The organism is Streptomyces sp. NPDC031210, from assembly GCF_055570395.1.
In genome coordinates this window covers 27925-46291 of sequence record NZ_JBVIHH010000018.1, presented here as the reverse complement: position 1 = coordinate 46291, position 18367 = coordinate 27925, and the positions used below count along the sequence as shown (strand labels likewise).

General features: G+C 71.7%; 16 protein-coding genes. 8 read left to right on the top strand and 8 right to left on the bottom strand.

Going from position 1 to position 18367, the window contains the following annotated elements; all coding sequences use genetic code 11:
* Nucleotides 1–80: 80 nt before the first annotated feature.
* The 8 genes from ACZ45Z_RS28050 to ACZ45Z_RS28015 all read right to left on the bottom strand — a co-directional run bounded on the left by ACZ45Z_RS28050 (nucleotide 81) and on the right by ACZ45Z_RS28015 (nucleotide 8500).
* A complete protein-coding gene (locus ACZ45Z_RS28050; RefSeq protein WP_468368019.1) occupies nucleotides 81–1046 on the bottom strand; it encodes a complex I subunit 1/NuoH family protein in 966 nt (321 codons plus the stop codon).
* Nucleotides 1043–2461 carry an NADH-quinone oxidoreductase subunit C gene (locus ACZ45Z_RS28045; RefSeq protein WP_468368016.1) on the bottom strand — a complete coding sequence of 473 codons (1419 nt, stop codon included), beginning with the start codon at nucleotides 2459–2461 and terminating at the stop codon, nucleotides 1043–1045. The genes ACZ45Z_RS28050 and ACZ45Z_RS28045 overlap by 4 nt, the downstream gene beginning before the upstream one ends.
* On the bottom strand, nucleotides 2458–3135 hold the full coding sequence (locus ACZ45Z_RS28040) for an NADH-quinone oxidoreductase subunit B (protein WP_468368013.1): 678 nt from the start codon (nucleotides 3133–3135) through the stop codon (nucleotides 2458–2460). The genes ACZ45Z_RS28045 and ACZ45Z_RS28040 overlap by 4 nt, the downstream gene beginning before the upstream one ends.
* Nucleotides 3126–3527 carry an NADH-quinone oxidoreductase subunit A gene (locus ACZ45Z_RS28035; RefSeq protein WP_468368010.1) on the bottom strand — a complete coding sequence of 134 codons (402 nt, stop codon included), beginning with the start codon at nucleotides 3525–3527 and terminating at the stop codon, nucleotides 3126–3128. The genes ACZ45Z_RS28040 and ACZ45Z_RS28035 overlap by 10 nt, the downstream gene beginning before the upstream one ends.
* A gap of 238 nt (nucleotides 3528–3765) precedes the next feature.
* The gene (locus ACZ45Z_RS28030) at nucleotides 3766–5154 is read right to left on the bottom strand and encodes a hypothetical protein (RefSeq protein WP_468368007.1); all 1389 of its coding nucleotides are present in this window, start codon (nucleotides 5152–5154) and stop codon (nucleotides 3766–3768) included.
* Between the two features lie 616 nt (nucleotides 5155–5770).
* A complete protein-coding gene (locus tag ACZ45Z_RS28025) occupies nucleotides 5771–7153 on the bottom strand; it encodes an EsaB/YukD family protein (protein ID WP_468368005.1) in 1383 nt (460 codons plus the stop codon).
* A gap of 308 nt (nucleotides 7154–7461) precedes the next feature.
* On the bottom strand, nucleotides 7462–7671 hold the full coding sequence (locus ACZ45Z_RS28020; protein WP_468368003.1) for a DUF397 domain-containing protein: 210 nt from the start codon (nucleotides 7669–7671) through the stop codon (nucleotides 7462–7464).
* Entirely contained in the window at nucleotides 7661–8500 is an 840-nt protein-coding gene (locus tag ACZ45Z_RS28015; RefSeq protein WP_468368000.1) for a helix-turn-helix domain-containing protein, read from the bottom strand. The genes ACZ45Z_RS28020 and ACZ45Z_RS28015 overlap by 11 nt, the downstream gene beginning before the upstream one ends.
* Nucleotides 8501–8681: 181 nt before the next feature.
* Between ACZ45Z_RS28015 and tgmA the strand changes: the two genes are divergently transcribed.
* The 8 genes from tgmA (at nucleotide 8682) to ACZ45Z_RS27975 (ending at nucleotide 18176) form a co-directional block, all read left to right on the top strand.
* Entirely contained in the window at nucleotides 8682–8954 is a 273-nt protein-coding gene (gene tgmA / locus ACZ45Z_RS28010; protein WP_468367997.1) for a putative ATP-grasp-modified RiPP, read from the top strand.
* A 25-nt stretch (nucleotides 8955–8979) separates the two neighbouring features.
* A complete protein-coding gene (tgmB, locus tag ACZ45Z_RS28005; RefSeq protein WP_468367994.1) occupies nucleotides 8980–9948 on the top strand; it encodes an ATP-grasp ribosomal peptide maturase in 969 nt (322 codons plus the stop codon).
* Complete coding sequence (tgmC, locus tag ACZ45Z_RS28000) at nucleotides 9941–11062, top strand: ATP-grasp peptide maturase system methyltransferase (protein ID WP_468367992.1); 1122 nt, start codon at nucleotides 9941–9943, stop codon at nucleotides 11060–11062. Before tgmB ends, tgmC begins: the two co-directional genes overlap by 8 nt.
* A 96-nt stretch (nucleotides 11063–11158) precedes the next feature.
* The gene (locus ACZ45Z_RS27995; protein WP_468367989.1) at nucleotides 11159–12370 is read left to right on the top strand and encodes a sensor histidine kinase; all 1212 of its coding nucleotides are present in this window, start codon (nucleotides 11159–11161) and stop codon (nucleotides 12368–12370) included.
* A gap of 214 nt (nucleotides 12371–12584) precedes the next feature.
* Nucleotides 12585–13898, top strand: a complete 1314-nt coding sequence (locus ACZ45Z_RS27990) for a sensor histidine kinase (RefSeq protein ID WP_468367986.1) — start codon at nucleotides 12585–12587, stop codon at nucleotides 13896–13898.
* Between the two features lie 232 nt (nucleotides 13899–14130).
* Entirely contained in the window at nucleotides 14131–14832 is a 702-nt protein-coding gene (locus ACZ45Z_RS27985) for a LuxR C-terminal-related transcriptional regulator (RefSeq protein ID WP_468367983.1), read from the top strand.
* A 316-nt stretch (nucleotides 14833–15148) separates the two neighbouring features.
* Nucleotides 15149–17089, top strand: coding sequence for a 2-oxoacid:acceptor oxidoreductase subunit alpha (locus ACZ45Z_RS27980; RefSeq protein ID WP_468367980.1), 1941 nt, complete (start codon nucleotides 15149–15151; stop codon nucleotides 17087–17089).
* The gene (locus ACZ45Z_RS27975; protein ID WP_468367978.1) at nucleotides 17082–18176 is read left to right on the top strand and encodes a 2-oxoacid:ferredoxin oxidoreductase subunit beta; all 1095 of its coding nucleotides are present in this window, start codon (nucleotides 17082–17084) and stop codon (nucleotides 18174–18176) included. Before ACZ45Z_RS27980 ends, ACZ45Z_RS27975 begins: the two co-directional genes overlap by 8 nt.
* The last annotated feature ends 191 nt before the right edge of the window (nucleotides 18177–18367 follow it).

The window sequence follows — 18367 nt, the reverse complement described above, 5'->3', positions numbered from 1 at the left end:
GCCGGATCCGGGGAAGCCGGACTTCTTGGGCGGGCCGGGGTGCTGATGCTCGTGCGGGTGGTTGTGCTTGTCCGTGGCCATCAGGAGATCACCACCTTCACGACGCCGGTGAGGGCGATCTGCGCGAGAGCGAGCGGGATGAGGACGGTCCAGGCGAGCTTTTGGAGCTGGTCCTCGCGGAGGCGGGGGTAGGTGACCCGTAGCCAGATGACGCCGAAGGCGAGGATCACGGTCTTCAGCAGCGTCCACAGCCAGCCCAGGCCGTCCGCGCCGAACGGGCCGTGCCAGCCGCCGAGGAAGAGCACCGAGGTCAGGGCGCACAGGACGACGATCCCGGCGTATTCGGCGAGCAGGAAGAGGGCGAACCGCAGTCCGGTGTATTCGGTGTACGCGCCGAAGATGATCTCCGAGTCGGCGACCGGCATGTCGAACGGCGGGCGCTGGAGCTCGGCGAGGCCCGCGGTGAAGAAGACCACGCCGCCGACGAGCTGCCACGGCACCCACCACCAGTGGAAGGCGTCGATGATGCCGGGCAGCGAGAGCGTGCCGGCGGCCATCGCCACGGAGGCGGCGGCGAGCAGCATCGGCAGCTCGTAGGCGAGTAGCTGGGCGGCCGTCCGCAGGCCGCCGAGCAGCGAGAACTTGTTCGCCGAGGCCCAGCCGGCCATCAGCGAGCCGAGCACGCCGACGCCCATGACCGCCAGGACGAAGAAGATGCCCGCGTCGAGGGCCTGGCCGACGGCGTTGTGCGGGCCTATCGGGATGGCGACGAGCACCAGGAGGTACGGCAGCAGGGCGACGGCGGGCGCGAGCTGGAAGATCCGCCGGTCGGCTCCAGCCGGGACGATGTCCTCCTTCTGCGCGAACTTCACGCCGTCGGCGACGAGCTGGGCCCACCCGTGGAAACCACCGGCGTACATCGGCCCGAGCCGGCCCTGCATATGGGCCATGACCTTGTGCTCGGTCTGCCCGATGACCAGGGGGAACACGAGAAAGACGGCGAAGACGGCGACGAGACGCAGCGCGATGTCGAGAGCGTCGCTCACGGGGTGTCGCCTCCTGCCGGGTCCTGGGGGGTGGGGTCGGGGGACGGAGAGGGGGAGGGGCTGGGGTCGGGCTTCCGCTCGGTGTCCTGCTCCGGAGCCGGCTGGGGTTCCTGCTTCGGGTCGGTCTCCGGCTCCGGCTGGGTTTCCTGCTCCGGCTTCGCCTCGGGGGCCGGTTCGGGGGCCGGTTCGGGGGTCGGTTCCGCGGCCGGTTCGGGTTCGCCGAAGGCCGGACGTGCGTGGTGCCAGGGCGCGTCGGAGGAGCGCGGCTCCTTGGGCTCCGGCGCCGAGGCGGCCGGTGCGGCGGCGGCCGGTGCCGAACCGTCCGGTGCCGAACCCGCCGGTGCGGAAGCTTCCGGCTTCGCGGTCTCCGGCTTCGCGGTCTCCGGCTTCGCGGCTTCCGGCTTCGCGGCCTCCGCCGCCGCGGTTTCCCGGTTCACCTGGTCGGCGGCCTCCGCCGCGGCCGCCTGCTGCTGGGTCGCCGAGCCCTCGCTCACGGAGCGCGTACGGCGGGCCGGCCGGTCGGTGCCAGCGGCCCGTTCCGTACGTGCCGGGCGCTCGGCCGGCGGCGTCGCGGCCTCGCCGGCCAGGGTGGCTGCGGCGGCCGGGGAGGACGCGTCCGCCGTCCGGGCACGCCGCACGGGCCGCTCGCCCGCGGCGGCGCCCGCCGCACGAGCCCCGCCCGCCGCACGCGCACCACGCGCCGGGCGGGCGGGTGCGGGCGGGAGCTGGCCCTTGAGCGGGCCCCATTCGTTCGGGTCCGGGACGCCGGGCGGCAGCATCTGGCGGCGCTTGGGCCCGCCGTGGTCGGACTCCCCCGGCTCCTTCGCGCCGGGCCACGCCTTGGCGACGCGCGCCGCCAGTACGAAGTCCTTGCGCAGCGGGTGCCCTTCGAAGTTCTCGGGGAGCAGGAGGGGGACGAGGTGGGGGTGGCCGGCGAAGTCCACGCCGAACATCTCGTGGGTCTCGCGCTCGTGCCAGCCCGCGCCCGCGTACACACCGACGGCGGTGGGCAGCGCGGCCGCGTCGTGCGGCACGGTCGTGCGCACCAGCAGGCGGCGGACGGTGCCGGGGTGGGCCACGTCCGCGAGGTGCGCGCAGATCCGGAAGCCGGTGCCGGGCTCGTCGACGGCGCTCAGCCAGTCGAAGTAGGTGCAGCCGAGGTCGTCGCGGGCGGCGGTCAGCGCGGTGAGCCAGCCGTCGGCCGGGACGTCGACGGTCAGCAGGTCGTACGCCAGCTCCGCCGTGGCGTCCGCGCCGAAGATCTCGCTCGCGGGCCGCGGCAGCCAGCCGACGACCGGCTCGGCGGCGGGCTGCTCCGGCTGCTCGGCCTGCTCGGAACGCTCCGGCTGCTCCGACCGGTCAGGCCGCTGCGGCTCCTCAGGCTGCTGCTTCGACTGCTCCGGCTGCTCGCTCATCGGGGCTCCTCCCCCGCCGTCGTCCCACCGGCCGGCTTGTCCTCCGCCGTCGTCGGCGCGGGCGGCGGCGTCACGAGTGGGCTGCGCAGCGCGGCCGTCGAGGGCCGCGCTCCCGTACCCCGCGCGTACCGCTCGCCCAGCGACTCGCGCGCGATCTTCTCCTGGAGCTTGAGGATGCCCTGGAGCAGCGCCTCGGGCCGCGGCGGGCAGCCCGGCACGTACACGTCCACCGGAATGATCTGGTCGACGCCCTTGGTGACGGAGTACGAGTCCCAGTACGGGCCTCCGCAGTTGGAGCAGGCGCCGAAGGAGATGACGTACTTCGGCTCGGGCATCTGCTCGTACAGCCGCTTGACCGCGGGCGCCATCTTGTCGGTGACCGTGCCGGAGACGACCATGAGGTCGGCCTGGCGGGGGCCGGGCGCGAACGGGATCACGCCGAGCCGGATGAAGTCGTGGCGGGCCATGGAGGCCGCGATGAATTCGATCGCGCAGCAGGCCAGACCGAAGTTGAAGACCCACAGGCTGTAGCGGCGGCCCCAGTTCAGGACCACCTTCATCGGTTCGGGCGCCAGCCGGGCGAGCGTGCCCAGGCGCCGCGGCTCGGGCAGGAACTCGGGGGCGGCACCCTCGGTCGCGGCCACGGAGCCCTTGGAGGCGGGAGTCACGTCCATTCGAGGACGCCCTTCTTCCATGCGTAGAGCAGGCCGACGGCGAGGAAGCCGAGGAAGATGAACATCTCCACCAGCGTCACGCCGCCGAAACCGGGGGCGGCGAAGATCGTCGCCCAGGGGAACAGGAAGATCGAGTCGACGGCGAAGATGACGTAGAGGAACGAGTAGACGTAGTAGCGGACTTGGGTGTGCGCCCAGCCCTCGCCCATGGGGTCCACGCCGCACTCGTACGTCAGCAGCTTCTCGGGCGTCGGCACGACAGGGCGCAGCAGCCGCCCGGCCCCGAAGGCCACCGCGACGAAGAGCACGCCGATCACGGCGATGATCCCGACGACCGCATAGCCCTGGAAGTAGCTCGCGGCGACGGTGGTGCGTACGGTCGCGTCCGGCACGTCCGCCCCTCGCTCCCTGACTGCGCTTGTTCAACGACTTCGACGATCTGTACGGACGGGAGTCTAGGCCCTGCCCGCCCGGCGGTGAGCAGCCGTCTCACTCCGGGGCGGGATGTCCCTCTTCTCCCTACCTTCGCCCTACCTGCGGGTGGGGGTCGGGAAACGTCCGAGCTGGTGGTGGCCGGGGCGGGGAGGGAGAGGCGGACGGTGCCGGGTGTCAGGTGCCGGGTGTCAGGTGTCAGCGGAGGGGGCCGCCGTCGAAGGGGCTCCGTTCGTCTGGGGCGGTGGGAGTGGCGGGGGCGGCCGACGTCGGTGGGTGGGGCTGCTGCGGCTGGGCTTGGGTGTAGGGCTGCTGCGGCTGGGGTTGTGGGTGCGGCGGAGGCGGCTGCGGCGATGAAGGCTGCTGGTGCTGGTGCTGGTTCTGCGACGGATGCCGGTTTTGCGCCTGCTGCGACGGCTGCTGGTACTGCGACTGCTGCTGCGACGAGTACTGGTGCGACTGCTGCGGCTGCTGTGCCGAGTGCTGGTACTGCTGCGGCTGCGGCTGCGTCGGCCCGTCCGGCTGCCCGTGCGGGGGCATCGGCGACGCGGGCGGCTGCGGTGCGCCGCCTCCCGCTCCCGGCGGATCCATCTGCCGCTGCGGCCGCCGGGAGGGCTCCCGGGAGACCGCGCGGTCCATCACCTCGGCGGCGATCCGCGCCGCCGCCTCACGGGTGCGTTCACCCAGCAGTTCGGTGCGGATCGCACCGCCGGCCGCCAGGTGCCGGTCGTACGGCAGCGGCAGGACCGCCGCGCCCCCGGCCCCCAGGTGCTCGGCGGCCTTGCGGACGTCGACGCCCGTATCGGGTGAGGAGTGGGTCAGCACGACGACCGTGGTCGGCAGCAGCCCGGAGTGCAGGCCGCCGATCCAGTCGAGCACGGAACGGGTCGCCGCCACGCCCTCCGGTGTCGCCGGGGTGACCAGTACGCGCGCCTGCGTGGTCACCAGAGCCGTGCGGGCCACCTCCGCCGGCAGCGTTTCGCAGTCCACCACCGTGGTGGCGAAGTGACGGCGCAGCGAGGTCATCACGACGCGGTACGTGTCGAGGTCCAGCCGGGTGCCGATCGAACCCTGGCTCCCGGGCAGCAGCCAGCCGCCGCCCGCGAACGGCAGGAGGTAGCCGGTCAGGTCGGTGATCAGCATCGACGGATCGACGATCTGCGCCAGGTCGCTGCCCGACCAGCGCACCTCCCGGGCGCCGAGCCGGTGCGGGAGCGTGCCCAGGGCCGGGTCGGCCTCGACGGCGAGTACCGGGTCGGGGCGGTAGTGCGCGTAGGTGAGGGCGAGCAGGGCGGCGACGGTCGACTTCCCCGCGCCGCCGCGAATGCTGGACACGGCGATCTGCCGGCCGGTGGCCACGGGCTGCTGGATCGCGTACGCGGCCTGGGTCACGGCGGCCGTCTCGGCGGCCGGGGAGGACGCGAACACCCGCCGCAGCGCCCGCCCGGCACGCCGCGCGAGGGGATCGCCCCGGCGCGGCTTGGGCTGCCCGTCGGCCAGTTCGGGCGGCAGGAGGGGGACGGAGACCGGGGTCCGCGCGGGCAGCCCCGACCGTCCGTACCGCCCGGGCACGGGCGCGGGCGCCACGGGAAGCGGAGGGGGAGCGGGGGCCTGGGCGGGGGCGGGTCCCGGGGCAGGGGCGGGTCCCTGGGCGGAGGCGGGTCCTTGGGCGGAGGCGGGTCCCGAGGCGGAGGCTTGAGCGGGGGGCATCGAGGGAGCCTGAGCGTGGGTAGGGGGCGCCGAAGGAAACTGTGCCGGGGCAGGGGACGCCGGGGGCGCCAGGGGCGGCGACTGGGATGGCGACGGCGCGACCGGAGCCGAGGAAGCCTCCTCCCTCGGCAGCGGAACCGCCCTCGGAACCGGTCCCGGGACCGGAGCCGGCAGCGGCCCGCCGGCCCTCGCCGCGCCGGGCGTCGGCCGCGCCACGGGACGCGCGTCCGGCGCCGTCCCCCCGGCTCCCGCCGGACTCGTGAGCCCCTCGCCCGCCACAGCCCCGCTCCCCCTCACGCCGTCACCCGTCACGCCTTCGTACGCCCCACCCTGCTTCGCCACAGCCTGGTGCGCCACACCCTCGTGGGCCACAGCCTGGTGCGCCACACCCTCGTTCGCCACACCCTGGACCGTCACACCGTCGCCCGTCACACCCAACTCGCTTGTCTCGCTTGTCTCCAGTCCTCTGCTCTCCTCTGCCCCAGGACCCACGTCAGGCGGTCCCGAACAGCGCGCCGTAGACCCCGAAGGCGCCCAGGGCCACCGGAATCAGCGCCACCATGGCCACCGCTTCCGTCCCGTCCAGCAGGCGCCGCAGCCGTGCGCGCAAAGGTTCCAGCACGCGCACCGCGAGCACCGCGACCGGCAGGGCCGCCAGCGCGCACAGCGCGGCCAGGGCGAGCGCCGGCGCGTCGGCGGCCGTCGCGCACAGCAGAACCAGCCGTACGCACACGGCCGTTCCCGCCGCCAGCAGTGCCACGACCTCCACGGCCAACGGGTAGGCACGCGCCCGGGAGAACAGCACCCCGCACAGCAGGACTGCCGCCGCCACGGTCCACACGTCGGGCGCGTCCAGCGCCAGCACGCCCGCCGCTCCCGCCGACGCCGCCGCGGCCACGGTGGCCGGCGCGAGTCCGCGGTGGGTGGCGCCCAGTGCGGCCGCCACCTGGTAGCGGCTGACCGGTGTGCCGCCGGAGCGCAGGTCGTCGAGCCGGGTCAGGCCGGCCCCGGTCAGCGCCGCGCGCGGCAGATATCCCAGAACCAGGACGGAGACGAAGCCGAGCGCCACGCCCGTACGCGCCGGGCCGGTCAGCGCGAGGGACAGCTCCCAGGTTCCGACCGCGAGCGCGACCGCCGCCGCGCCGGTCAGGCCGCCGCGTCCCAGCGGGGTGCTCAGGCCGAGGAACGCGAGCAGCGCGGCGACGGTCAGGCCCACGGCGGCGAGCCGCGCGCCGCCGCCGGAAGCCGCCTGCCAGGAGGCGACGACGCCGAGCGTGCCGCCCAGCAGCGACAGGGCGACGCCCGGCGCGTGCGGCCCGGACCGTCCCGCCCGCACACCGACCGCCGCACCGGCTCCCGCGGCGAGCACGGCGGCGACCGCCAGCCACAGGGCGGTGCTCCCGCCCGGGAACCAGCGCCCGGCGCCGACACCGGCGACCGCCGCCAGCAGCACGCTCGCGGTGACCGCCGTCCAGGCCCGGACGCGTTCGCCCCAGCCCCAGCCGCGCACGTCGAGGGGATCGGCCACCTCGTCCATCGGGCCGACCGTCTCGCGGAGGCGGCCCTCCCCGGCGGCGACCGGCGCGTCGTCCAGGTCCCGTACGAGTCGCAGTACGGCGCCGTCGGCGACGTGGGCGGAGGCCAGCGAATCGTGCGCGCCGAGCACCACACCGGCGGAGGTGAGCAGCCGGTGCCCCGACGGACCGCCGTCGGCGCGTTCTCCGAGCAGCCGCAGAAGGTCGGGCAGCAGCGCCCCGACGGGCTCCCGCGCGGGCAGGACGAGCTCGATCCGGCGCCGGTCACCGACCAGCGTCACCCGGCTGAGGACGGACCGCCCTCCCGGCCCCGCGCCGACACCGGTACTCACACTCGCCATGTCGACGCGACCCCTGTACTTCTCTTCGCGGGTCGGACCGGAGGGACGTACGGAGCGCGGGCCCCGCGCAGGCGCTCGTCTCCCCGTGCCATGTCCCCCGCCTCTCCCGTTCGTTATCGGCCACACCTTACGGTCCGGCCACCCGGCCGTCTCCACCAAGCCCGGTAACGAGAAAGCCACCACCTGCGCCAACGCCTCATTTGGGTACGGTCCGACCGGGGCGAGCGGGCGCCGCTACCGCGCCGACATGACAGCGGCCCCCGCCGCGTGGCGAGGGCCGGTCAATCGGGGGTTGTCTGCCGCCTGGCTCAGGCGGGGAAGTCCCGGCCCTTGACGGCGGCGACGAACGACGACCAAGCGGCCGTCGCAAAGACGACCGCAGGTCCGTGCGGAGCCTTGGAGTCGCGGACGGGAACGCCATCTGGGTAGCCGTCCGATACCTCGACACACGCATTTTCCGCGTTATCGCTGTAGCTGGACTTGCGCCAGGCGCGGAGAGTCGATGCGTCAGAAATCATCTTCAACTTCGTACTCTTTCAGGTATCTATGGATCAGGTCGATAGATTCGTCGTCCGTGAGGGCCAGAGTGCGGGCCACATCAAATCGGTGCGTCTGTAGGAGAACCCTGCTTGGGGACTCTACTACCTCACCGGAGCCGAAGCTCTCGACTGTCGCGATCGTTTCGCCGCTGGGCAGGGTGCGCAGGTTGAGGCTTCCGCCGAGGATGGGATGCACCCCCTTGTGGAAGGGAAGCACCTGCATCTCAACCCGAGGTCGGGTTGCCATGGACAACAGATGATTCATTTGTCCAACCATGCACTTCCGGCCGCCAATTGGGCGCCTGAGGGCGGCTTCATCCATGATTGCCCAGTAATAAGGCGGTTCTTCTCTGTCCAGGATGCGCTGTCGCTTCATGCGAACGGTGACACGCTCACCGATCAATTCGTCGCTTTCGCCGTGCAGCCCGCTCCGGAAAAGCGCCCGCGCGTATTCGGGGGTCTGGAGAAGCCCGGGGATGACACTACTGGTGAACCCTTGAATGCGTACGGCCTCCTGCTCAACGGTGAAGGCTCGCCGAATGAAGTCCGGAACCAGCATGTCGTGGGCCAGCTCCAATAGCTCAGCCAACACCCCGTCCGTATCGAAGAACTCGTCCAGCGCGATGACGAGCGCCTCCGAGGGAAGCTGCTGGCCAAGCTCGACCCGCCCCAAGTAACTGTGCGAGTAGCCGCCCACCTGTTCGGAGAGCTGACGGAGCGACAGGTTCTGACGCTCGCGGAGCCGACGCAGCCGTCTGCCGAGTCTGCCCCGTGGCGTGAGCTTGAAATCTCCGCTGTTCAACTCCACTCCGTCGAACTCCTCTTCGCCTCAACTCGCTGTCAACCCAACGCATTCGGTGACAGCTCAGGTGTGTACCGGGCAGACCTCATCGGCAATGTTTGTGATGGTTGGAGTACAGCACGTGACTACCCGCCCAACGCTGCTGCACGCCAAGGGCGTTCGCAACGTTCGGAACAAGGAGACAGGCTTGCAGACACACATCGCACGTACGGAAACGACGGTAAAAGCCCCGTGGGGCCTGCGCCGTATGGCGCCGCTGCGCAACGGTTCGCCCTCGCCGTGGCGATACACGGGCATCGACCCAGACACGCAGACCGGTCGATGGATCGGAGCCGACGGATCGATGACGCCGGCCGAGCTAGGCAAGCACGGCACCAGCGTGAACACCTACCCGCCCACGCAGGTCGGCAAGGACGGCAAGTTAGACGCCGACTCCGGCCACGACGCGACACAGGACTAGGGGTAGTGCCGTGGGCGGACGCCCGGTGCTGATCTGTACGCAGCACGAGGACGCAACCGCTGATCTGGTCATTGCGGAACTGAACCGGCGCCGGGTGCCCGTCCTCCGGTTCGACCCGGGGCGCGATTTCCCCGCCCCTGCGGTGCTTGCCGCCCGTACGGGAGCGAGGGGATGGGGCGGGCGGCTCACGGTCGGGGCGCGCACGGCCGACCTGTCCGAGGCGCGCGCCCTGTACCACCGTCGCCCGACTGCCTACCCGACGGATAGCGGCGAACAGTCCGGCCGGTTCGCCGCTCAGGAGAACCGGCGTGGCCTTGGCGGCGTGTTGGGTGCCCTGCCGGGGTGCTTGTACCTGAGTCACCCGCAGGCCATCGCGCGGGCGGAGTACAAGCCCGCGCAGTTGGCCGCGGCGGCTCGGGTGGCGCTCACGATCCCGGCCACCCTGATCACGAATGATCCGGAGGAGGCCAGGAATTTCTGTGCGGAACAGCCCACGATCTACAAGCCCTTGCACGCGGCGGCGTACGAAGTCGAGGGAGAGCCCGCCGGAATCTGGGCTGCGCCCGTCGAGCCGGGCGAGATCGACGGCGCAGTGAGGCACAGCGCGCACCTACTCCAAGCTCAGGTGCCCAAGGCCGCGGACATGCGGGTGGTCGTCGTCGGAGAGGAGGTGTTCAGTGCCCGGATTACCGCGCCGCCCGGAGTCGTGGACTGGAGAGCCGAGTATCAGAACCTCGCCTATGAGCCGGTTACGTGTCCGAAGGAGATACGCGGTGCGCTGATGCGGTTCCTCGCCGACTTCGGGCTGAGCTTCGGCGCCTTCGACTTCGCCATGACCGCGGACGGCGCGTGGTGGTTCTTGGAATGCAACCCCAACGGTCAATGGGCATGGCTCGAAAGCGCGGCCGGACTGCCGATCACAAGTGCCATCGCAGACCTGTTGACGAACGGGTTGAAGAACGGGTTGAAGAACGGAGCGAGCCGGAATGACTGACCCCCTGCTCTCAGAACACCTACGGGCCGACCTCGCGCGGCACCTGTCCAAGACCGGCGCCTTGCGCAGCCCCGAATGGAAAGCGGCTGTTTTATCCGTCCCCCGCGAGGCGTTCCTCTCGCGCGGTTGGTTCGAGTACGAAGAGGGCGGCTGGTACCGGCCTGTGTCCGGGGACTCCGCTGCCGGGCTCAGGCGGATCTACGAAGACGACACCCTCGTGACACAGGTGGCCGGGGGCGTCTTCCCCGACCAGATCGAGGGACGCATCGCCGCGGCCCCGTCGTCGTCTTCCACCCTGCCGGGGCTCGTCGTGCGGATACTCGAAGATCTGCGGGTGAGCGAGGGGGCCCGTGTCCTTGAGATCGGCACGGGCACGGGCTACTCAACGGCGCTGCTCTGCCACGTCGTCGGCGAGGACAACGTGACAACGGTAGAGGTGGACGCGGAGGTGTCCGCCCGCGCCGAGATGGCGCTCGCGGGCGCCGGTTACCGGCCTACCCACGTGGTCGGTGACGGCCTGGCGGGATACCCGGACGGCAGCCCGTACGACCGCGTGGTCGCCACCTGCGGCGTGCGGACGGTGCCGGCCGACTGGCTCGCGCAGACCCGGCCCGGCGGTGAGGTCCTGGTCACCGTCGGCGGCTGGATGCACGCATCCGAACTCCTACGGCTCACGGTCGCCGACGACGGCACGGCGAGCGGCCCGGTTCTCGGTGGGCAGATCTCGTTCATGCTGGCCCGCCCCCACCTTCCGCCCCCGCTCGGGATGCTGCCGGACCTCGGCGAAGGCGACACGGCGCCCACGGTGCTCGGCGCGGAGGTACTCGACGACTGGACGGCCCGGTTCGTCGCACAGTTCGCCGCCCCCCACGCGCAGCGGCTCACGCTGGAACGCGACGGCCGGGCAGAACACGTCGTCATCGACGTAGAGGCCGGCTCATGGGCGGTCGTCTTCCGGGACGGCGCACGGTGGAGGGTCCGGCAGGGCGGCACGGCACGCCTGTGGGATCAGATCACCGAACACGTCACCCGATGGCAGGCGGAGGGGCGACCGTCGGCCGACCGGATGCGGCTGCACGTCGGCCCTGACGGGCAACGCCTCACGTGGGCGTAGCCACTGGTTGCCGGCCCCCGGGGTAGGGCAAACCCCACCCTCCGCACCCCACCAACCCCATGGCACCCCGGATCGCGGCCGGGCAGGCTGGGCGGTATGACCGACAGATCTTTTTCCCCGTCCTCCGAGGGCGCGCTGCCCACTGCCGATGACGAGGGGCCTGACGGGGCGTCACCTACGCCGCCCCGGGCGGCGTTGAGTGGGGCGACCTGGCGGGAGATCGCCTATCTGCTGGCCAACTTCCCGGTGGGCGTCGTCGGGTTCGCGGTGCTGGTCGTGTGGGTCGTCCTGGGGATCGGGCTGTCCGTCACCGTGGTCGGGCTGCCGCTGCTGGCCACGGGGCTGAGGGCGGCGCGGTGGTACGGGAAGGCGGAGCGGGCGCGGGCGCGGGCGTTGTTGGGGATGCGGGTCGAGGAGCCGAGTGCGCCGCGGGCCCGGGAGCGGGGGTTCGCCGCCTGGCTGTGGACGCGGCTGAAGGATCCCGTCGCCTGGCGGCACGTCCTGTTCGCGTTCGTCCGACTGCCGTGGGTCGTCCTCACCTTCGTGGTCGCCCTCGTGTCGCTTGTGCTGGTGTGGCCGGCGCTGCCGTGGGTGGCGCGCTGGCTGACGAACGCGGACCGGGCGATGGTGCGCGGGCTCCTTTCGCCGTCGGACGAACTGGAGCGCCGTATCGCCGAGTTGGAGTCGGACCGGGTGACGGTGACCGATACGGCGGCGGCCGATCTGCGGCGTATCGAGCGCGATCTGCACGACGGCGCGCAGGCGCGGCTGGTGGCGCTGGCCATGGGGCTCGGGCTGGCGAAGGAGAAGCTTCTGGAGGGCCGGGTCGACGAGAGCGTGGCGGCGATGGTGGACGAGGCGCACGGCGAGGTGAAGCTGGCGCTTCAGGAGCTGCGGGACCTTGCCCGGGGCATTCACCCGGCGATCCTCACGGACCGGGGGCTGGGGCCGGCGCTGACCTCTCTTGCCGGGCGCTGCACGGTCGCGGTCACGACGTCGGTGGATCTGGCCGAGCGGCCCGCGCCCGCCCTGGAGGGCATCGCGTACTTCACCGTCTCCGAGCTGCTCCAGAACGTCTCCAAGCACAGCGGGGCGCGGCAGGCGTCCGTGGCGGTGTCGCGGGTCGGGGACCGGCTGCTGATCCAGGTCGGGGACGACGGGCGGGGCGGGGCACGGCCGGCCGGCGGCAGCGGGCTGGCCGGGCTGGCCGAGCGGCTGGGGGCGGTGGACGGCCTGTTCGTCCTGGACTCACCGGGCGGCGGGCCGACGCGGGTGACGGCCGAGCTCCCTTGGCGGGCGCGGACGTAAGGAAAGGAAGGGGCTGGGGAAACCTCCAGCCTCGGGAAAGGGGTGGGGAAAACCCCAGGAAGGGCGTGGGGAAAACCCCAGGAGAAGAGGGCGACGGGCCGCATGGTGCGGGCGGCGGCGCTCCCGGAGTCTGGGCGTAGGGCAGGAACCACGCGCCGGATGACCGGCGACAGGTGGTGGTGGCGGAAACGGCAGAACGGACGGATTACAGACGATGGACAGCGCATACGCACCGCGGCCTCGCGGCTCCCGGGTGCCCGTGGGCCTGCGCGCCCCGTTCTCCGGGCGCTCCTGGCGGGAGTTCCTCTACCTGTTCCTGAGCCTCCCCGTGGCCGTCCTGATGTTCGTCTACGCGGTGACGGTGCTCTCGCTCGGGGCCGGTCTCCTGGTCACCTTCCTGGGGATCCCGGTGCTCGCGGGCGGGCTGGCCGGCTGCCGGGCGCTGGGCGGGCTGGAGCGCGGCCGGGCCCGGGCGCTGCTCGGACTGGACGTGGCCGAGCCGGCACCGGTGCGGCCCGCCAAGCCGGGGCTGATGGGGTGGGTCGGGGCGGTGCTCAAGAGCGGGGCGTCCTGGCGGCATCTGCTCTATTCGGTGCTGCATTTCCCCTGGGCGCTCTTTTCCTTCGTCCTCTCGGTGACCTTCCTGTCCGTGGGGTGGGCTCTGCTGGCCTATCCGCTGTGGCGGTGGACCTTCCCCGAATTCCTCGGCCGGCCCGGCATCCAGTTGTGGGGCAACGGCGACGGCGACGGCTTCTACCTGGACACCCCGACGGAAATCGGGGTCACCAGCGCCGCCGGCCTGGTGCTCGTGGTGGTGGGGCCATGGCTGGTGCACGGGCTGACGCAGGTCGACCGGGTCATGGTGCTGGGCCTGCTCGGCCCGTCGTCCCTCGCCACCCGCGTCTCGGAGCTGGAGTCGGACCGGGGGGTGGCGGTGGATACCGCGGCGGCCGATCTGCGGCGTATCGAGCGGGAGCTGCACGACGGCGCGCAGGCGCGGCTGAGGGCGCTGGACATGGATCTGGGCCTGGCCAGGGAAAAGCTGGCGGCGGCCCCGGAGGCGGCCGCCAAGGTGGTGGACGCGGCGCACGGCGAGGTGAAGACGGCCCTGCGGGAGCTGCGCGACCTGGCCCGCGGCATCCACCCGGCCATCCTGACCGACCGGGGGCTCGGCCCGGCGCTGTCGGCGCTGGCCGCCCGGTGCGAGGTGCCCGTGCGGGTGTCGGTGGACCTGGACCGCCGCCCGGCCGCGGCGATCGAGGGCGTCGCCTACTTCACCGTCTCGGAGCTGCTGCGGAACGTCTCGGAGCACGCCCGGGCAACCAGCGCGACGGTGGACGTCCGGCACACCGACAGCCGGATCCGGCTGCTGGTGCGCGACGACGGCCGGGGCGGCGCGCGCACCGACCGCGGCGGCGGCCTGGCCGGCCTCGCCGAGCGGATCGGCTCCGTCGACGGCCGCCTGGTCGTGGACTCCCCGGCCGACGGCCCGACCGTCGTGACGGCCGAGCTGCCGTGGCGCGGCTGAGGGCGAACCGGTAGCAGCGGGCGGGACCGGGACGGGGGTCCGGTCCCGGTCCCGCCCTTCACGTCGTTCACCCCGCCCGCCCTTCACGCCTTTCACCCCGCCCCGACCTGCCCCTTTGCCGTACTTGTCCCCCAATCCGCCTACTCCCCCACCCCGGCGTTCGAATGCTGGGATGCTGGGATCGACCGGGAGGGCCGCGCACGACGCGAGGGATGGCGGGGGACAACGGGGGATGTCAGTCGTGGAGGACGCGCGGGACGGCGTACGGGACTGCGTACGGGTGGTCATCGCCGAGGATTCGGTGCTGCTGCGGGAGGGCCTGACCCGGCTGCTCACCGACCGGGGACACGAGGTCGTGGCGGGCGTGGGCGACGCCGAGGCGCTGCTCAAGGTGATCGGGGAGCTGGCGGACGCCGGCGCGCCGCCGGATGTGGTGGTGGCGGACGTACGGATGCCGCCGACGCACACCGACGAAGGCGTACGGGCCGCGATCCGGCTGCGCCGGGACCACCCGCGACTGGGTGTGCTGGTGCTGTCGCAGTACGTCGAGGAGCAGTACGCCACGGAGCTGCTGGCGGGCTCCAGCCGAGGTGTCGGCTACCTGCTCAAGGACCGGGTGGCCGAGGTGCGGGAGTTCGTCGCCGCGGTGGTCCGGGTCGCCGGGGGCGGCACCGCGCTGGACCCCGAGGTGGTGGCGCAGTTGCTGGGCCGCAGCCACAAGCAGGACGTCCTGGCCCGGCTGACGCCGCGGGAGCGCGAGGTGCTGGGGCTGATGGCGGAGGGGCGCACGAACTCCGCGATCGCCCGGCGGCTGGTGGTCAGCGACGGGGCGGTCGAGAAGCACGTCAGCAACATCTTCCTGAAACTGGGCCTGGCACCGAGCGACGGGGATCACCGCAGGGTGCTCGCGGTGCTCACCTACCTCAACACGTGAGGACAACACGTGACGCCCCGGCGGTCCGGCCGGAATGGGGCCGGGCGCGTCGGCGTTGAAAGTGAGGGTGGGCCAGGACCTTGCACGTACAACCAATGGACGAGTCCGGAGCGTCATGAAGAGGGGGAAGCGGGGGTGGTGATTTCATGACAATCAAGGCCGCGGGGGCGTCTCAGCTCGGCGTCCAGCATGTGATCGACCCAGGGAAGGTCACCCTTACCCACGTACGATGGATATGGGACAACCAGTCGTTACGACAGGTCCCGAGGCCCGCCTTTCGGCGGGACGCCTCACGCCTCGAGGGAGGTCCGAAGCAGTGACGAGCCAGGTCAGTAGCCCAGCCGAGCAGGCCGACGGAGCGCGTGTCGGGGGGCAGCGAGCATCCGGTGACGGTGGCGGAGGCAAGGAAGTCCGCCGCCTGGACCGGGTCATCATCCGGTTCGCGGGTGACTCCGGTGACGGTATGCAGCTCACGGGTGACCGGTTCACCTCCGAGACGGCCACCTTCGGCAACGACCTGTCGACGCTGCCGAACTTCCCCGCCGAGATCCGGGCGCCCGCCGGGACCCTGCCGGGCGTCTCCAGCTTCCAGCTCCACTTCGCCGACCATGACATCCTCACGCCCGGCGACGCGCCGAACGTGCTGGTGGCGATGAACCCGGCCGCGCTGAAGGCGAATATCGCGGACGTGCCGCGCGGCGCGGACATCATCGTCAACACCGATGAGTTCACCAAGCGCCCGATGGCGAAGGTCGGTTATGCGACCAGCCCGCTGGAGGACGGCTCCCTGGAGGCGTACAACGTCCACCCGGTGCCGCTGACGACGCTGACGATCGAGGCGCTCAAGGAATTCGGCCTGTCCCGGAAGGAGGCCGAGCGCAGCAAGAACATGTTCGCGCTGGGCCTGCTGTCGTGGATGTACCACCGGCCGACGGAGGGCACCGAGAAGTTCCTGCGCGCCAAGTTCGCCAAGAAGCCCGACATCGCGGAGGCGAACGTCGCCGCTTTCCGGGCGGGGTGGAACTTCGGCGAGACGACGGAGGACTTCGCGGTCTCGTACGAGGTGGCGCCGGCGACGAAGGCGTTCCCGACCGGCACGTACCGGAACATCTCGGGAAACCTCGCGCTGTCCTACGGACTCGTCGCGGCGGGCCGCCAGGCGGACCTGCCGGTGTATCTGGGCTCGTATCCGATCACTCCGGCCTCCGACATCCTGCACGAGCTGTCCAAGCACAAGAACTTCGGTGTGCGGACGTTCCAGGCGGAGGACGAGATCGCCGGGATCGGCGCGGCGCTGGGCGCGGCGTTCGGCGGCGCGCTCGCGGTCACCACGACCTCCGGCCCCGGTGTGGCGCTGAAGTCGGAGACCATCGGCCTCGCGGTCAGCCTGGAACTCCCGCTGCTGGTCGTGGACATCCAGCGGGGCGGCCCCTCGACGGGCCTGCCCACCAAGACCGAGCAGGCCGACCTGCTCCAGGCGATGTACGGGCGCAACGGCGAGGCGCCGGTGCCGATCGTCGCGCCCAGGACGCCCGCCGACTGCTTCGACGCGGCGCTGGAGGCGGCCCGTATCGCGCTGGCGTACCGCACGCCCGTCTTCCTGCTCTCCGACGGCTATCTGGCCAACGGCTCCGAGCCGTGGCGGATCCCCGAGGTCGACGAACTTCCCGACCTGCGCGTGCAGTTCGCCTCCGGCCCCAACCACCAACTGGCGGACGGCACCGAGGTGTTCTGGCCCTACAAGCGCGACGAGCGGACGCTGGCCCGTCCGTGGGCGGTACCGGGCACGCCGGGTCTGGAGCACCGCATCGGCGGCATCGAGAAGCAGGACGGCACGGGCAACATCTCCTACGACCCCGCCAACCACGACTTCATGGTGCGCACCCGCCAGGCGAAGATCGACGGCATCGAGGTCGCGGACCTGGAGGTCGACGACCCGGCCGGCGAGGCCAACACCCTGGTGGTGGGCTGGGGTTCGACCTACGGCCCGATCACCGCCGCCGTACGGCGCGTACGGCGCGCGGGGGCGCACATCGCGCAGGCCCATCTGCGCCACCTCAACCCCTTCCCGAGGAATCTCGGCGAGGTCCTGGCGCGTTACGAGAAGGTGATCGTGCCGGAGATGAACCTCGGACAGCTCGCCACTCTGCTGCGCGCCAGGTACCTGGTCGACGCGCGTTCGCACACCCAGGTCAGCGGAATGCCGTTCAAGGCCGAGCAGCTCGCGGAGGTCTTTAAGGAGGCCATCAATGACTGAGACGATCTCGGAGAGCTCCTCGCAGATCGAGGCGCTTTCCCTGGTGCCCAAGGCCGAGGCCAAGCAGTCCATGAAGGACTTCAAGTCCGACCAGGAAGTGCGCTGGTGCCCCGGCTGCGGTGACTACGCCGTCCTCGCCGCCGTGCAGGGCTTCATGCCCGAGCTCGGCCTGGCGAAGGAGAACATCGTCTTCGTCTCCGGTATCGGCTGCTCCTCCCGCTTCCCGTACTACATGAACACCTACGGGATGCACTCCATCCACGGTCGCGCCCCGGCCATCGCCACCGGTCTGGCGTCCTCCCGGCGCGATCTGTCGGTGTGGGTGGTCACCGGCGACGGCGACGCGCTGTCGATCGGCGGCAACCACCTCATCCACGCCCTGCGGCGCAACGTCAACCTCAAGATCCTGCTGTTCAACAACCGGATCTACGGCCTGACCAAGGGGCAGTACAGCCCGACCTCCGAGGTCGGCAAGATCACCAAGTCGACGCCGATGGGCTCGCTGGACGCGCCGTTCAACCCGGTCTCGCTGGCGATCGGCGCCGAGGCGTCGTTCGTGGCCCGCACCGTCGACTCCGACCGCAAGCACCTCACCTCGGTGCTGCGCGAAGCCGCCGCCCACCCCGGCACGGCGCTGGTGGAGATCTACCAGAACTGCAACATCTTCAACGACGGCGCCTTCGACGTCCTCAAGGACAAGGAGAAGGCCGAGGAAGCCGTCATCCGCCTGGAGCACGGGCAGCCGATCCGCTTCGGGGCGCTGGCTCCCGACGGCTTCGGCTCCAAGGGCGTGGTCCGCGACCCGGCCACCGGCGACCTCAAGGTCATCGACGTCCGGGAGGAGGGCACGGGCGGCGTGCTGGTGCACGACGCGCACAACCCCTCGCCCACCACGGCGTTCGCCCTCTCCCGCCTCGCCGACCCCGACACCCTCCACCACACCCCCATCGGTGTGCTGCGCAGCGTCGACCGGCCGGTCTACGACACCCTGATGTCCGACCAACTGGACTCCGCCATCGAGCAGAAGGGCAAGGGCGACCTCGCCACCCTGCTGGCGGGCAACGACACCTGGACGGTCGTGGGCTGACCGGCCCCGGCCTGCCTTCTCGGGTGCCCGTACGGAAGCGTTCGTGTGACGCTGCCGGGCGGGCACCCGTTCGGCGTTTTCCGCCCGCCGGCCCGTAGGCCGCGACCGGAGTCCGGTCGTCATGACCGTATATCGGTACGGGCATGACAGGTGGGCCGGTCGGCACTACCTTCACAGGGTCGACGCGGCAC

What these genes read in the sequence shown, in the direction of transcription:
- ACZ45Z_RS28045 (WP_468368016.1), bottom strand. Translation starts at nt 2,461, where the DNA reads ATGAGCGAGCAGCCGGAGCAGTCGAAGCAGCAGCCTGAGGAGCCGCAG.
- ACZ45Z_RS28040 (WP_468368013.1), bottom strand. Translation starts at nt 3,135, where the DNA reads ATGGACGTGACTCCCGCCTCCAAGGGCTCCGTGGCCGCGACCGAGGGT.
- ACZ45Z_RS28025 (WP_468368005.1), bottom strand. Translation starts at nt 7,153, where the DNA reads ATGGCGAGTGTGAGTACCGGTGTCGGCGCGGGGCCGGGAGGGCGGTCC.
- ACZ45Z_RS28020 (WP_468368003.1), bottom strand. Translation starts at nt 7,671, where the DNA reads ATGATTTCTGACGCATCGACTCTCCGCGCCTGGCGCAAGTCCAGCTAC.
- tgmC (WP_468367992.1), top strand. Translation starts at nt 9,941, where the DNA reads ATGACTGACCCCCTGCTCTCAGAACACCTACGGGCCGACCTCGCGCGG.
- ACZ45Z_RS27995 (WP_468367989.1), top strand. Translation starts at nt 11,159, where the DNA reads ATGACCGACAGATCTTTTTCCCCGTCCTCCGAGGGCGCGCTGCCCACT.
- ACZ45Z_RS27990 (WP_468367986.1), top strand. Translation starts at nt 12,585, where the DNA reads ATGGACAGCGCATACGCACCGCGGCCTCGCGGCTCCCGGGTGCCCGTG.
- ACZ45Z_RS27985 (WP_468367983.1), top strand. Translation starts at nt 14,131, where the DNA reads ATGTCAGTCGTGGAGGACGCGCGGGACGGCGTACGGGACTGCGTACGG.
- ACZ45Z_RS27975 (WP_468367978.1), top strand. Translation starts at nt 17,082, where the DNA reads ATGACTGAGACGATCTCGGAGAGCTCCTCGCAGATCGAGGCGCTTTCC.